This is a genomic window from Salinarimonas sp. (assembly GCF_040111675.1).
Taxonomy (GTDB): domain Bacteria; phylum Pseudomonadota; class Alphaproteobacteria; order Rhizobiales; family Beijerinckiaceae; genus Salinarimonas.
In genome coordinates, this window is sequence record NZ_CP157794.1 from 5140970 (window position 1) to 5154995 (window position 14026).

14 protein-coding genes and 1 pseudogene are annotated in these 14026 nt (G+C 71.6%); 7 read left to right on the forward strand and 8 right to left on the reverse strand.

The window, feature by feature from the left end; translation table 11 throughout:
- Position 1: 1 nt before the first annotated feature.
- Positions 2-163, reverse strand: coding sequence for a hypothetical protein (locus ABL310_RS23880; protein WP_349369488.1), 162 nt, complete (start codon positions 161-163; stop codon positions 2-4).
- A gap of 123 nt (positions 164-286) precedes the next feature.
- The gene (locus tag ABL310_RS23885; protein WP_349369489.1) at positions 287-1060 is read right to left on the reverse strand and encodes a ComF family protein; all 774 of its coding nucleotides are present in this window, start codon (positions 1058-1060) and stop codon (positions 287-289) included.
- A gap of 149 nt (positions 1061-1209) precedes the next feature.
- Here ABL310_RS23885 and ABL310_RS23890 point away from each other — a divergent pair, with 149 nt between their 5' ends.
- From ABL310_RS23890 to ABL310_RS23910, 5 genes and pseudogenes are all read left to right on the forward strand, one after another.
- Complete coding sequence (locus ABL310_RS23890; protein WP_349369490.1) at positions 1210-2853, forward strand: alpha-D-glucose phosphate-specific phosphoglucomutase; 1644 nt, start codon at positions 1210-1212, stop codon at positions 2851-2853.
- Positions 2854-3118: 265 nt separating this feature from the next.
- A complete protein-coding gene (gene mnmG, locus ABL310_RS23895; RefSeq protein ID WP_349369491.1) occupies positions 3119-4981 on the forward strand; it encodes a tRNA uridine-5-carboxymethylaminomethyl(34) synthesis enzyme MnmG in 1863 nt (620 codons plus the stop codon).
- 64 nt (positions 4982-5045) lie between these two features.
- Positions 5046-5681, forward strand: a pseudogene (gene rsmG / locus ABL310_RS23900) (16S rRNA (guanine(527)-N(7))-methyltransferase RsmG); the annotation flags it as partial.
- A gap of 77 nt (positions 5682-5758) precedes the next feature.
- Entirely contained in the window at positions 5759-6715 is a 957-nt protein-coding gene (locus ABL310_RS23905; protein WP_349369492.1) for a ParA family protein, read from the forward strand.
- A gap of 35 nt (positions 6716-6750) precedes the next feature.
- Positions 6751-7632, forward strand: a complete 882-nt coding sequence (locus tag ABL310_RS23910) for a ParB/RepB/Spo0J family partition protein (RefSeq protein ID WP_349369493.1) — start codon at positions 6751-6753, stop codon at positions 7630-7632.
- A gap of 69 nt (positions 7633-7701) precedes the next feature.
- On the opposite strand, the gene ABL310_RS23915 is transcribed toward ABL310_RS23910, so the two are convergent.
- The 4 genes from ABL310_RS23915 to ABL310_RS23930 all read right to left on the reverse strand — a co-directional run bounded on the left by ABL310_RS23915 (position 7702) and on the right by ABL310_RS23930 (position 11926).
- Complete coding sequence (locus ABL310_RS23915; RefSeq protein ID WP_349369494.1) at positions 7702-8295, reverse strand: glutathione S-transferase family protein; 594 nt, start codon at positions 8293-8295, stop codon at positions 7702-7704.
- A 93-nt stretch (positions 8296-8388) separates the two neighbouring features.
- Positions 8389-9474 (reverse strand): histidine kinase dimerization/phosphoacceptor domain -containing protein, encoded by a 1086-nt coding sequence (locus tag ABL310_RS23920; protein ID WP_349369495.1) that lies wholly within the window; start codon positions 9472-9474, stop codon positions 8389-8391.
- Positions 9471-9896 (reverse strand): response regulator, encoded by a 426-nt coding sequence (locus ABL310_RS23925; protein WP_349369496.1) that lies wholly within the window; start codon positions 9894-9896, stop codon positions 9471-9473. The genes ABL310_RS23920 and ABL310_RS23925 overlap by 4 nt, the downstream gene beginning before the upstream one ends.
- Positions 9893-11926, reverse strand: a complete 2034-nt coding sequence (locus ABL310_RS23930; RefSeq protein WP_349369497.1) for a CHASE domain-containing protein — start codon at positions 11924-11926, stop codon at positions 9893-9895. The genes ABL310_RS23925 and ABL310_RS23930 overlap by 4 nt, the downstream gene beginning before the upstream one ends.
- Before the next feature lie 313 nt (positions 11927-12239).
- On the opposite strand from ABL310_RS23930, the gene ABL310_RS23935 reads away from it, so the two are divergent.
- Together ABL310_RS23935 and ABL310_RS23940 are read left to right on the forward strand one after the other, a co-directional pair.
- Positions 12240-12386 (forward strand): histidine kinase, encoded by a 147-nt coding sequence (locus ABL310_RS23935; protein WP_349369498.1) that lies wholly within the window; start codon positions 12240-12242, stop codon positions 12384-12386.
- Complete coding sequence (locus tag ABL310_RS23940; protein ID WP_349369499.1) at positions 12383-13336, forward strand: site-specific tyrosine recombinase XerD; 954 nt, start codon at positions 12383-12385, stop codon at positions 13334-13336. The genes ABL310_RS23935 and ABL310_RS23940 overlap by 4 nt, the downstream gene beginning before the upstream one ends.
- An 18-nt stretch (positions 13337-13354) precedes the next feature.
- On the opposite strand, the gene fliQ is transcribed toward ABL310_RS23940, so the two are convergent.
- Together fliQ and flgD are read right to left on the reverse strand one after the other, a co-directional pair.
- Positions 13355-13621 (reverse strand): flagellar biosynthesis protein FliQ, encoded by a 267-nt coding sequence (gene fliQ / locus ABL310_RS23945; protein WP_349369500.1) that lies wholly within the window; start codon positions 13619-13621, stop codon positions 13355-13357.
- Positions 13621-14022 carry a flagellar hook assembly protein FlgD gene (gene flgD / locus ABL310_RS23950; RefSeq protein WP_349369501.1) on the reverse strand — a complete coding sequence of 134 codons (402 nt, stop codon included), beginning with the start codon at positions 14020-14022 and terminating at the stop codon, positions 13621-13623. Before flgD ends, fliQ begins: the two co-directional genes overlap by 1 nt.
- Positions 14023-14026 lie beyond the last annotated feature (4 nt).

Here is a 14026-nt window from a genome sequence, read left to right on the forward strand (position 1 = left end):
CTCACACCAGCGCCATGACCAGCAGCCCGAAGCCGCCGGCGAGCCCGGCGCAGGCCAGGCCGGCCGCGAGCAAAGAGTTGCGCGCCGCCGCGCGGTAGCCTTGCGGGTCGCCTGCGCACCGCATCGCCCGCTCCACCGTCGTCGCTCCGCTCGACATCCGCATGACGCGCCCTCGTCGTCGCCCGGGTCTCTGCGCCGGGCCGTTCCGATGCGACGAGAAAGCGCCCACGGCGCTGAACGGCGGGTAAAGTCGATGCGCTCGATTTTAGTCATCGTGAACGGGGGGTTACCCCTCCGCCACCACCCGGGCGAAAGCCAGCACGTCCACCCGCGCGGCGCCGGCGCGGGTCAGCACGCGGGCGGCGGCTTCCGCGGTGGAGCCGGTGGTCAGGACGTCGTCGACGAGGATCACCTTGCGGCCGGCGATCCGCGGGCGCAGCGGCTTCTTTACGGTGAGCGCGCCGGACAGGTTGAGCCGCCGCTGCGGGCGGGTGAGGCCGACCTGGGTCGGCGTCGGCTTCACCCGGCGCAGGACGAGCGGGTCCGTCGGCACGCCGCTCGCGCGGGAGACCACGCGGGCGAGCGCGGCGGCCTGGTTGTAGCGTCGCCGCCAGAGGCGGCCGGGATGCAGCGGCACCGGCACGAGCAGGTCGGCGTCGGCCAGGATCTCGCGCCCGGCGCGCAGCATCATGCGCCCCAGCGTCTCGGCGAGGTCGAGCCGGTCGGAGTATTTCAGGCGGTGGACGAGGGTGCGCGCCACGCCGTCGTAGGCCACCGCGGCGCGGGCGCGGGCGAAGGGCGGCGGCGCGGCGATCGCCGCGGGCGAGAGGATCTCGCCCCCGACATCCACCGCGAAGGGCGTGCCGAGGCGCTCGCAATAGGGCCGCTCGATGAAGGCGAGCCCGCTCCAGCAGACGGCGCACAGGGCCCGCGGATCGGCCGTCGCCGCGCCGCAGGCGGCGCAGGCCGGTGGGAAGACGACGTCCGCGAGGCGCGCGAGGACGCCCCGCCGGGCCGGCGGGACGAACCGCAACGGGGAGGGGCGGGCGACGGCGTCCATCGCGGCACGATAGCCACTCCGCGGAGCGCCGCAAGACGCTCGGGTCGAGACGTGAGCGGTCGGGGGATAGATCGCGGCGTCCCGATCGTTATGCTGCCGCCGACGGACCGCCCGCGCCGCCCCGGCGCCAGATCCCCACCGGAGACCGCATGAGCACCAACCCCGCCGCCGAGGTCGTCCCGACCACGCCCTTCCCCGACCAGCGCCCCGGCACGTCCGGCCTGCGCAAGAAGACGCCGGTCTTCCGCACGCCGCACTATGTCGAGAATTTCGTCCAGGCGATCCTGGACGGCGTGCCGGACAAGGAGCGCGCGACCCTCGTCGTCGGCGGCGACGGCCGCTACCTGATGCGCGAGGTGGTGCAGACCATCGTCCGGATGGCCGCGGCGAACGGCGTCGCGCGCCTCGTCGTCGGCTCCGGCGGCCTGCTCTCGACCCCGGCGGTTTCCTGCATCATCCGCAAGCGCCGAGCCGCGGGCGGCATCGTGCTCTCGGCGAGCCACAATCCCGGCGGCCCGGACGGCGACTTCGGCATCAAGTTCAACGTCTCCCACGGAGGCCCGGCGCCGGAGAGCGTCACCGAGGCGATCTTCGCGCGCACCGAGGAGATCTCGGAATACCGCATCCTGCGCACGCCCGACATCGATCTCGACACCTGGGGAGAGGTCCGCGTCGGCGACACGGTGGTCGAGATCGTCGACCCCGTGGCGGACTACGCCGCCCTGATGCGGGAGTTCGTCGATTTCGACGCCATCGCCGCGCTCTTCGCCGGCGGCTTCCGCATGCGCTTCGACGCGATGAGCGCGGTGACGGGGCCCTACGCCACCGCCATCCTCGAGGAGACCCTCGGCGCGCCGGCGGGGACGGTGGTGAACGGCACGCCGCTGCCCGATTTCGGCGGGCACCATCCGGACCCGAACCCGGTGCACAACGCGGAGCTCGTCGCCCTGATGACGGGCCCGGACCGGCTCGACTTCGCCGCCGCCTCCGACGGCGACGGCGACCGCAACATGATCGTCGCGCCGGGCATGTTCGTCACGCCGAGCGATTCGCTCGCGATCCTCACCGCGCACGCGCACCGCGCCCCGGGCTACGCGGCGGGCCTGCCCGGCGTCGCGCGCTCGATGCCGACGAGCCGCGCCGTCGATCGCGTCGCCGAGGCGCTCGGCATCCGCGCCTTCGAGACGCCCACGGGCTGGAAGTTCTTCGCCAACCTCCTCGACGCGGGCCTGATCGGCATCTGCGGCGAGGAGAGCGCCGGGACGGGCTCGGTCCACGTGCGCGAGAAGGACGGGCTCTGGGCCGTCCTCCTGTGGCTGAACGTCATCGCCGCGACGGGGAAGAGCGCCGACGCGCTCGTGCGCGCGCATTGGGCCCGGTTCGGGCGGGACTACTACCAGCGCCACGACTACGAGGAGGTGGATTCCGAGGCGGCGCAAGGGCTGATGACGGCGCTGCGCGAGAAGCTGTCCGGCCTGCCGGGCACGCGCGTCGGCGGCCTCACCGTCGCGGCGGCCGACGACTTCGCCTACACCGACCCGGTCGACGGCTCGGTGACGAAGGCTCAGGGCGTGCGCCTCGTCTTCGCCGAGGGGGCACGGGCGGTGTTCCGGCTCTCGGGCACCGGCACGGCCGGGGCGACGCTGCGGGTCTATCTCGAGCGCTACGAGCCCGATCCGGCCCGCCACGACCGAGACGTCGGCGAGGCGCTGGCGGAGGTCGCCGCGGCGGCGCGGGAGGTGGCGGAGATCGAGACGCGCACGGGGCGGGAGGCGCCGAGCGTGGTGACGTGAGCGGGGGGTGAAGGTCGCGGGACCCGGCTCTCCGGAGGGAGCCGTCGTGCCATCGGCACGGCCGTCGCGCGCGGCGGAGGTCACCCGAAGGGGCGAAACGCAGTGGAGCACGGCGAAGCCGTTGACCGCAGCGAGCACGGCGGCACGCTTGCAGGACAAGACGGCGAGCCCCCTTCCATTTCACACCCTTCCGGCCCCGCGCAATCCGCGTTATATCCCCCGCATCTCCTCATCATCTGCAGCAACGGAGCGCGGGGCGCGCGAGATGCGGTACGACGTGATCGTGGTCGGGGGCGGGCATGCCGGGGCGGAGGCCGCGGCGGCGGCCGCGCGCATGGGCGCGGCGACGGCGCTCGTCACGCACAAGGCGGCGACGATCGGCGCGATGTCCTGCAATCCCGCCATCGGGGGGCTCGGCAAGGGTCATCTCGTGCGCGAGATCGACGCCCTCGACGGGCTGATGGGCCAGGTGGCGGACAAGGCCGGCATCCAGTTCCGCCTGCTCAACCGCCGCAAGGGACCCGCCGTGCGCGGCCCGCGCACCCAGGCCGACCGGAAGCTCTACGCCCGGCACATGCAGGCGGCGCTGGCCGCGCAGGCCGGCCTGACGATCGTCGAGGGCGAGGCGCACGACATCGAGGTAGACGGCGCCCGCGTGGCCGCCCTCGTCCTCGCCGACGGGCGGCGGCTCGCGGCCGGCGCCGTCGTGATCACCACGGGCACCTTCCTGCGCGGCCTCGTCCATATCGGCGAGCGCAAGATCCCCGCCGGCCGCGTGGGCGAGGCGCCCTCGCTCGGCCTCTCTGCGACGCTGGAGCGCTTCGGCTTCACGCTCGGGCGCCTCAAGACGGGCACGCCGCCCCGCCTCGACGGGCGCACGATCGACTGGGCGGGCGTCGACATCCAGGAGGCCGACGACGATCCGGTCCCCTTCTCCGCCCTCACCGACCGCATCACCACGGCTCAGGTCGCCTGCGGCGTCACCCGCACGACGCCGGCCGCGCACGAGCTGATCCGCGCGAACCTTCACCGCGCGCCGATGTATTCCGGCGAGATCGCCTCGACCGGCCCGCGCTATTGCCCCTCGATCGAGGACAAGGTGGTGCGCTTCGGCGACCGCGAGGGGCACCAGATCTTCCTCGAGCCGGAGGGGCTCGACGACCCGTTGGTCTACCCGAACGGCATCTCGACCTCCCTGCCGGAGGACGTGCAGGCGGGCGTCGTCGCGTCCATCCCCGGCTGCGAGCGCGCGCGCATCGTGCGACCGGGCTACGCCATCGAGTACGATTACGTCGATCCGCGCAACCTCGCCCCGACGCTGGAGACCAAGCGCATCGCCGGCCTCTTCCTCGCCGGCCAGATCAACGGCACGACGGGCTACGAGGAGGCCGGCGCGCAGGGCCTCGCGGCGGGGATCAACGCCGCGCTCTTCGCCGGCGGCGGGGAGGGGATCGTCTTCGACCGGGCGCAATCCTATCTCGGCGTCCTGATCGACGACCTCGTCACCCGCGGCGTGAGCGAGCCCTATCGCATGTTCACGTCGCGCTCGGAATATCGGCTGAGCCTGCGCATCGACAATGCCGACGAGCGGCTCACCCCCGTGGGCCTCTCCGCCGGTTGCGTCGGCGCCGCGCGGGCGCGGGCCTTCGGCGAGGGCCAGGCGCGGCTCGAGGCGGCGCGGGCGGTGTTGCGCGAGCGGACGCTGACCCCGCAGGAGGCGGCGAAGGCGGGGCTGTCGCTGAACCAGGACGGCGTGCGCCGCTCGGCCTTCCAGCTCCTGTCCTATCCCCATATCGGCTTTCCCGACCTCGCGCGGGTCTGGCCCGAGCTCGGCGACATCACCGGGCCGCTGCGGGAGCGGCTCGAGACCGACGCCACCTACGCCGTCTATCTCGACCGGCAGGCCGCGGACATCGCCGCGCACAGGCGCGACGAGAGCGTGGTGCTCGCCGAGGGGATCGACTTCACGGCGCTGCCGGGCCTCTCCAATGAGATCCGCGCCAAGCTCGATCGCGTGCGCCCGCGCACGCTCGGCCAGGCCGCGCGGATCGAGGGCATGACGCCGGCGGCGATCACCTTGCTCGCCGCGCACGCCCGCAAGCGGCGCCGGGGCGCGGACGCGGCGTAGGGCGGAACCCGGAACGATCGGCTGCGACTGGACCCGCGGCGCGCTCCGCGGCACAACAGGCCGCATGACCACCGATTCGCCCGACGCCGCTCTGGCCCCCTTCGCTGTTTCACGTGAAACACGCGCGAAGCTCGACACCCTCGTCTCCGAGCTCCGCCGCTGGCAGCCGGCCAAGAACCTGGTGGGACCCGGCACGCTGGACACGGTCTGGACACGCCACGTCGCCGATTCGCTCCAGCTCGTCGAGATCGCCCCGGCGAACGCCCGCCACTGGCTCGATATCGGCTCCGGCGCGGGCTTTCCCGGCCTCGTCGTCGCCATTGCGCTGGCGGACCGGCCGCGTTTTTGCATGGACCTCGTCGAATCGAACGCCCGGAAGTGCGCCTTCCTGCGCCACGTCGCGCGCCTCACCGGCGCGCCGGTGCGTGTGCACAACGGGCGGATCGAGGACGTCGTCCGGAATTTCGCCGGCGAGACCGACGTCGTTTCCGCCCGCGCGCTCGCGCCGCTCTCCCAGCTCCTCGCCTGGTGCGAGACCCTGTTGAAAACCGGCGCCGTGGCGCTGTTTCCGAAGGGTGCGGGCGTGGAGAGCGAATTGACCCCCGTGGTGAAATCCCGGACAGTCGATATCGAGCAGATCCCGAGCCGGACCGATTCGCGCGCACGCATCCTGCGGATTCGCTGGCTCCCCCAAGGCGATCGGTTCGACGACCCGTCCAGGAACGACGCGTCCGGGAACGACACGTCGCCGAGCGACACGTCCAGGAACGAGTGATCATGACCAGCGATACGCTCCTCGGCGAGGACGAGGTCGCCGACGCGCCTCCCGCCGATAGTGTCGACCTCCCGCTCGAGGCGGAGACGCAGGCGGTGGCCGAACCCGCCCGCGCCTCCGATCCGCAGCCGGATCGGCTGCGCCGTCAGACCCACGGGCGCCCGCGCGTACTCGCCCTCGCCAACCAGAAGGGCGGCGTCGGCAAGACGACGACGGCGATCAACCTGGGCACGGCGCTCGCCGCGATCGGCGAGAAGGTTCTCGTCATCGATCTCGACCCGCAGGGCAACGCCTCGACCGGGCTCGGCGTCGAGCGCAAGCAGCGCCGCATCTCGACCTACCACGTCCTCACCGGCGAGGCCGAGCTGCGCTCGGCCATCCGCGAAACGGCGGTGCCACGGCTCCACCTGGCGCCGTCGACGCTCGACCTGCTCGGCCTGGAGCTCGAGATCGCCTCCTCGCGCAATCGCGCCCACCGGCTCAAGCTCGCCATCGACGGGCTCGCATTGGGCGACGCGCTCCGCTCCGAGCCCTTCACCTACATCCTGATCGACTGCCCGCCCTCGCTGAACCTGCTCACCATCAACGCCCTGGCGGCGTCGGATTCGGTGCTGGTGCCGCTGCAATGCGAGTTCTTCGCGCTCGAGGGCCTGAGCCAGCTGCTCAAGACCGTCGAGCAGGTGCGCGACAACCTCAACCCCAAGCTCTCCATCCACGGCGTCGTGCTGACCATGTTCGACCCGCGCAACAACCTGTCCAACCAGGTCGTGGCGGACGTGCGCTCCTTCATGGGCGGCAAGGTCTACGAGACGGTGATCCCGCGCAACGTGCGCGTCTCCGAGGCGCCCTCGCACGGCAAGCCGGTGCTCCTCTACGATCTCAAATGCTCGGGCAGCCAGGCCTATCTGCGGCTCGCGTCCGAGATCATCCAGCGCGAACGCACGCTCAAGGCGGCTTGAGGCCCAACCCGAAGCAAGGACCCGAGGAAAAGACGATGGCGGAAGAGGGACAGCGCCTGCGGCTCGGACGGGGCCTCGCCGCGCTCATCGGCGACATGGGGGACGACGACGAGGGCGTGGTCGAGCGCGGCCGCGGCCAGCGCCGCGTGCCGATCGAGTTCCTGCGGCCGAACCCGCGCAACCCGCGCAAGAGCTTCGCGGAGAGCGATCTCGAGGACCTCGCCCAGTCGATCCGCGAGCGCGGCATCATCCAGCCCATCGTCGTGCGCTCGCTCCGCGGGCTCGAGGACGCCTACGAGATCATCGCCGGCGAGCGGCGCTGGCGGGCGGCCCAGCGCGCCGGCCTGCACGAGGTGCCGATCGTCGTCGTCGAGGCCGACGACCGGCTCTCCCTCGAATACGCCATCGTCGAGAACGTCCAGCGCACGGATCTCAACGCGCTGGAGGAGGCCGCGGGCTACGACAAGCTCATCGCCGAGTTCGGCTATTCGCAGGCCGAGCTCGCGCAGGTGATCGGCAAGAGCCGCTCGCACGTGGCCAACACGATGCGCCTGATGAAGCTGCCGCAGAGCGTGCAGGAGAAGCTCGCCTCCGGCGCCATCAGCGCCGGCCACGCCCGCGCGCTCCTCGCCGTGAAGGACCCCGAGACCGCCGCGGAGCGCATCGTCGAGAAGGGGCTCAACGTCCGCGACGTCGAGCGCCTCGCCCGGCAGGACGAGGAGGGGCAGACCCGCCCGCCGCGCCCGCGGGCCGAGAAGGACGCCGACACCCGCGCCCTCGAGCAGGCCCTGACGGAGACGCTCGGGCTCGAGGTGGCGATCTCGGCGAAGCCTGGAGCGCCCAACGGCGAGGTCCGCATCCGCTACGCCACGCTCGAGCAGCTCGACGGGCTGTGCCGCGCGCTGAGGCGCGGCTAGAGCTGCGACGGGCGCTGCCGCAACGGAATGACGCGGCGGCGGTTCTGCTACGATCCCACGCGGTCGTGGTCAGTCCAGCTCCTGCGCACGCCGATAAGCCGGACGTTCGGTGCAGCGCGTGATCCAGGCGTGGACCGCGGGGTGGTCGGGCGTCGCGTCCGGAGAGTACAAGAACGGCGAGCTGAGCAGGATGTCCGCTGCCGTGAACCGGTCGCCCATCAGCCATGGGCGGGGGCTCGGCTGCAGAGCGGAGATCAATCGCGTCGCGATCTCGTCTCGGCTTCGGAACGTCGCCGCGGCGATGGGATGGTCCGCCACGCCGAGCACCTCGAGCAGGTAGACCGGCTCCACGACATCCCCGTACCAGAAGCGCCAGGTGAGATACTCCGCCCGTCCGGGTTCGCCGGGCGCGAAGCCCAGGCTGCGCTCCGGGAAGAGGTCGGTGAGGTAGAGGAGGATGGCGCCGGTCTCGGTAACCAGGCGGCTATCGTGCACAAGAGCGGGCACCTTGCCGTCCGGATGGGGATTGCGCGGGTCGCGCGCCCCGGTGCCGTCCCGGCGGGGGATGTCGGTGCGGATCGTCTCGAACGGGACGTCGAGCTCGTGGAGCAGCCAATGGACGCGGCTCGAGCGCGATTGGCGCGCATGGTAGAACGTCAGCATGGAAGCCTCCTGCTCTGCGCGAGGATCGCCGCCGTCGATCGGCGGCTCGGGGCGGGGGCTCCTTCCGCTCGCCCCTCGCCCCTCTGCGTCCTCTCACCCAGCCTCGCGGTGTTCCTCCTCCGCGGCCGCGTCCACCGGGAAGCGCAGGCTCACCCGCGTGCCCGGATGGGCCGCATCGAACTCCAGGCCGGATTGCAGCGTCGAGGCCATGGTCTTGATGATGCGCGTGCCGAGCCCGCTGCCGGAGGCGGGCTCGTCGCCGCGCCAGCCGGCGCCGTCGTCCTCGACCACGAGGCGGGCCGCGCCGTTCTCGCGCACGAGGATGACGCGCACCTCGCCGCCCTCGCCGGCGGGATAGGCGTATTTCACCGCGTTGATGACGAGCTCCGCCACGATGACGCCGAGCGAGACGGCCTTGTCGGTAGGCATGGGGATGGTCTCGGCCGAGACCTTGAGCACGTGCGATTCGCCCTGCGCCTGCATGGCGGCCGCGAGCTCCTCGATCAGCCCGCGCAGATAGGCGTCCATCGAGACGGCGCGGATGTCGGGCGAGGTGTAGAGCCGGCGATGGATCTGCGCGATCGCCGTGATGCGCGACTGCGTCTCCACCAGCACCGCCCGGGCACTCGGCTCCTCCGTGACGGCCTTCTGCATGGAGACGAGCGAGGAGACGAGCTGCAGGGAATTCGCCACGCGATGGTTCACCTCGCGCAGCAGCATCTCGGCGCGGTCGCGCTGCTCGCGGACCTCGCGCTCGGCCGCCTCCTTGGCGCGGCGCACGCATTCCTTGGCCACCGCCTGCTCGATCGATGCGAGGAGGAGATCGAAGAAGGCCCCGCCGACGTCCTTGACGATGTAGTCGGCCGCGCCGGCCTTCAATGCGGCGACGGCGATGCGGCCCTCGTCGGCGCCGGTGACGTAGACCACGGGCGGCGGATCGGGGAGGGCCCGGATCTCCGAGAGGACCTCGAGGCCCTCCTTCCCCGGCATGAAGTGGTCGAGGGCGACCACGTCGAAGCCGCCCTGCGCCAGCCTGGCGACGCCGTCGTCGCCACCCATCGCGAAGACCACCTCGATACCTTTGCGCGCCAGCGTGCGCTCGACCAATCGGCCGAAGGCCGGGTCGTCGTCGATGTAGAGGAGGCGCCTGCCTCCGAGAGTCTCCGGCACGGTCGTCACGCTTCGGGCACCTGCATCACGGACAGGAACAGGCCCAGCTGCCGGATGGCCTGGGCGAAGGTCTCGTACTCCACCGGCTTTGTGATGTACACGTTGCAGCCGAGATCGTAGCAGCGCTGAATCTCGCGCTGGTCGTCGGTCGTCGTTAAGACGATCACCGGCGCCCGCTTGAGCCGGTCGTCGGCCTTGAGCTTGGCCAGGATGTCGATGCCGCTCATGTCGGGCAGATTGAGGTCGAGGAGCACGAGGAGCGGCCCGTTGGCGCGCACCTCCTCCTGGAACATGTGCCCCAGCGCCGAGGTCCCGTCGACGAAATGCCGGATCTCGTTGTTCACGCCCGCGCGGCGAACGTTCTTCTCGATGAGGCGCGCATGGCCCTCGTCGTCCTCGACCATCACGATGGTGACGGGCTGCGCACTCATGCGGCTTCCTCTTCTTCGTGCTTGGGACCCTGCGACACGTCCTCGATGATCTTGGGCAGGGTGAGCGTGAATGTCGAGCCCTCGCCCGGGGTGGAGGCGACCTCGACGGTGCCGCCGAGCCGGCGCACGAGGGCGCGGGTGTGGGCGAGGCCGATGCCCTCGCCCGCCACGTCCTGGCGCCCGGCCCGCCGGAACAGGTCGAAGATGCGCTCGAAGTCGCCGGGCTCGATACCCCGGCCGTTGTCGGCGACGACGAAGCGCACGAGGGGCCCCGCGTCCTCCGCGGTGAGGCTGACGCGGCCGGGTCGGTCGGGCCTGAGATACTTCACCGCGTTCTCGACGAGATTCCCGAAGATCTGCTCGAGCGCCAGCCGGTCCGAGACGAGGCTGGGGAGGTCACCGACGACGAGCTCCGCCTCGCGCTCGACGAGCTGATGGGTGAGGCTCTCCCGCAGCGTCTCGACGAGCGCTTGCATGTCGACGGGCTCCGGGACGAGCACGCGCCGGCCCTCGCGCGACAGCTTGAGAATGGCGTTGATCAGCCGATCCATCTTCTGCGTCGAGGCGCGAATGAAGCCGAGCGCCTCCGGCAGGTCGGTCTCGACCGCGAGGCGGACGTCCTCGGTGACGAGATCGGGCGCCCTCTCCCCGACCGCGGCCAGGAACGACTCGATCTCGCTGCGCACGCTCTCGAGCTCGCTGGTGAAGCCCATCACGTTGACGAGCGGCGCCCGCAGGTCGTGGCTGACGATATAGGCGAAGCGCTGGATCTCCTCGTTCGCCGCCGAGAGCTCGGCGGTGCGGGCCTGGACCGCGCGCTCCAGGTTGACGTTGAGATCCGCGAGCCGGGCGCGGGCCCGCTCCAGCTGGGCCGTCCGCCGCTCGACCCGGTGCTCCAGCGTATGATTGAGCTCCTCGACATCCGCGCGGGCGGCCTCTGCCGCATCCACGGCGCGGGCCTGGCGGACACTGGCTCCCGTCAGCATGCCCGTCGCCACGAGGCCGGCGATGAAGATGAAGGGCGTGAACACCCGGGGCGAGGCGGCCTCGAACACGTCCGTCGTCTCCAGGACCACGGTCCAGGGCTGGTCGGCGATCGTCACGCGCTCGGCGGTGCGAAAGCCGAGGCGCCCGCGATCGAAGGTCTCGCCGGTGCGATAGAGCAGGTTCTCCGGGTCGGCGCTCTCGCCGTCGTAGACCGCGTAGTCGAGCTCGCCGCCGCGGCCCTGGGCCAGCGCCCGGTCGAACAGGTTGCGGGCGCGGAACGGGGCGTAGACGTAGCCCTCGAGCCGACGGCGGCGTTCCTCCACGGTGCCGGGTATCGCGCCACCCTCGAAGACGGGGAGGTAGATCAGGAACCCGGGCTGGACGTCCTCGTCGGTTTCCTGGACGAGGGTGACCCGCCCCGACGCGGTGGAGAGGCCACGATCGCGCGCCCGGACCATGGCCTCGCGCCGCACCGCCTCCGAGGTCATGTCGAAGCCGAGCGCGGCCCGGTTCCGCTCGTCCTCGGGCTCGAGATAGACGATCGCCGTGCGCAGGCTTGCGTCGCCCGCGGCGTCGTCCTCCGGCGGCCAGACCCGGAAGGCCTCGCGGCCTTCCGCGCGCGCCGACGCCTCGAGGTCCGCTTCGCCGCCGGGCTCGATCACGGTGGCGTAGCCGACGCCTTGGACGCCGGGATATTCCTCGTCGAGGCGGAGCCGCTGCACGAACGCCCCGAAATCGGCGCGGTCGACACTCTCCTCGGCGGCGAAATGCGCAGCCACGCCGCGCAACAGCCCGACATAGAGCGCCATGCGCTCGTCGATGGAGATGACGCGCTGGACCACGAGCGACTGGAAGCGCTGCGCATCGCGCTCGGACGCGATGCGGTCGTACTGGACGCCGACGACGAGGGTGCTCAGGATCCCGATGGCGAAGACCGCCGCCGGGGTGATGAAGCTCCGCCGCCGCAAGAACGCCAGACGAGAGGAAATGCCGTTGGAGCCGCGGCCGTCGTCTTGCCGGCGCGCCGCGTCGTGATCGCTCATGGAGAGGTGATCTCTTGATCTTGGTCCCGAGTCGCCTGGTGCTGGACGCACCTGCGCCCGGGGACAACGCGCGACCCCGGGCGGAGTTCCCGACCCTCGCCGCGACATGTTCCACGTGAAACACACGGACGCGGGGCAGGCGGAGGGGCAGGGGGAAGGGGCGCCCCATCGCCAACGGAAGGGCTAGGCAAGCGCCGCCGCGGGTCCTAGGGTCGACGACAGCGCTGCTGCACGAGCCCTGTGGCGATCGTGTGGCGCGCCCCTCCTTCCCGCGCGATCCGCGCCCTCCGCGAAGCCGACGAGAGTCTCCGCCGTGCCGACGCTGTTCCGTCTCGTGTTCATCCTCGCGATCCTCGCAGGCCTCGTCTATGCCGGCATGTGGGCGCTGGCCCTGTTCGTCGAGCCCGAGACGCGCGAGATCACCACCACCGTTCCCCCCTCGCGGCTCGCTCCGCGATGAACGCCCGCCCGGCTGCGGATCGCCGCCTCGTCGGATCGTTCCTCGACATGCTGGTGGCCGAGCGGGGCGCGGCCGACAACACGCTCGCCGCCTATCGTCGCGACCTCGACGACTACGCCGACTACCTCGCCGAGACCGGGACCGCCGCCTCCGAGGCCGACGCGGACACGGTACGCGGCTTCCTCGCCTCAATCGCCGAGCGCGGGTTGAAGGCCTCCTCCGCCGCGCGCCGGCTGTCGGCCGTGCGGCAGTTCCATCGCTTCCTCTTCCTCGAAGGTCACGCCGCCCAGGACCCGACCGCGACCGTCGACGGTCCGAAGCAGGCACGCCCTCTGCCGAAGACGCTCTCGGTCGCAGAGGTCGACCGGCTGCTGGCGGCCGCCGCGGAAAGCGCCGCGCAGGCCGACCAGCCCCCCAGGGCGTGGCTGCGCGCCTTGCGCATGCGCTGCCTCCTGGAGATGCTCTATGCCACGGGCCTGCGCGTATCGGAGCTCGTCGCCCTCCCGCGCGCGGCCGCCCGGACGCGCGAGCGCGCCCTCGTGATCCGCGGCAAGGGCGGCAAGGAGCGGCTCGTCCCCGTGACCGAACCCGCCCGCGAGGCGGCCGAGGCCTATCTGGTGGTCCTCGAGGCGCACGGGCCCGGCGGGCCGTGGCTGTTCCCGGCGGATTCGGAGAGCGGCCACCTCACGCGTCAGGCCTTCGCCCGCGAGCTCAAGGCGCTCGCCGGGGCGGCCGGCCTGCCGGCGCGGCTGGTGAGCCCGCACGTGCTGCGCCACGCCTTCGCCAGCCATCTCCTGCAGAACGGCGCCGACCTTCGCGTCATCCAGGAACTCCTCGGCCACGCCGACATCGCCACGACGCAGATCTATACGCACGTGCTGGACGAGCGTGTCGCAGCCATGGTGCGAGACCTGCACCCCCTCACGGACGGGCGATCGGGAGAGGACTGAGCGCAGGACGAACGCCACTCAGAACCCCGTCTCGATCTTCGCGTACATGTGCTCGGTGAAGCTGAACAGCTGCGCCCCCATGAAGGGCGCCGTCACCAGGATCATCAGGAGGATGGCGACGATCTTCGGGATGAAGGTCAGCGTCATCTCCTGGACCTGGGTGAGAGCCTGCATCAAGGCGATGGCGATGCCCACCGCCATGGCGACCCCCACCGACGGCCCGGAGGCGACGATGACGGTCCAGATGGCTTCCTGGACCATGTCGAGGGCGTCGACGGCGTTCATCAGGCGAGCCTCACGCCGGGGCCGATCAGCAGCGTCTCGCCGCCAGCCAGCGTGGCGAGGGGACCTTCGTCGGTCAGGCGCACGCTGGTGATCTCGCCGGAGACGCTTCCATCGGCCGAGGTGGCGGTCCGCCCGATCAGGTCGCCCGCCATGGCCAGCGACGTCGCGGAAAGGAGCCCGTCGAGCTTCTTGTTGGTCATGATCGCCTGCTCGACCATGGAGAAGGTGGCGAGCTGGGCCACCTGCTCGGACGGGTCCATCGGGTTGAGCGGGTCCTGGTTCTTCATCTGCGCGATCAGGAGGCGCAGGAAGCTGTCGTAGTCCATGCTCCCCGCATCCGCGCGCCCCGTCTGGGGCGCGGCGGGACCGGGCTGAGCGGAGGTGGCGGAGGCGACGTCCATGATC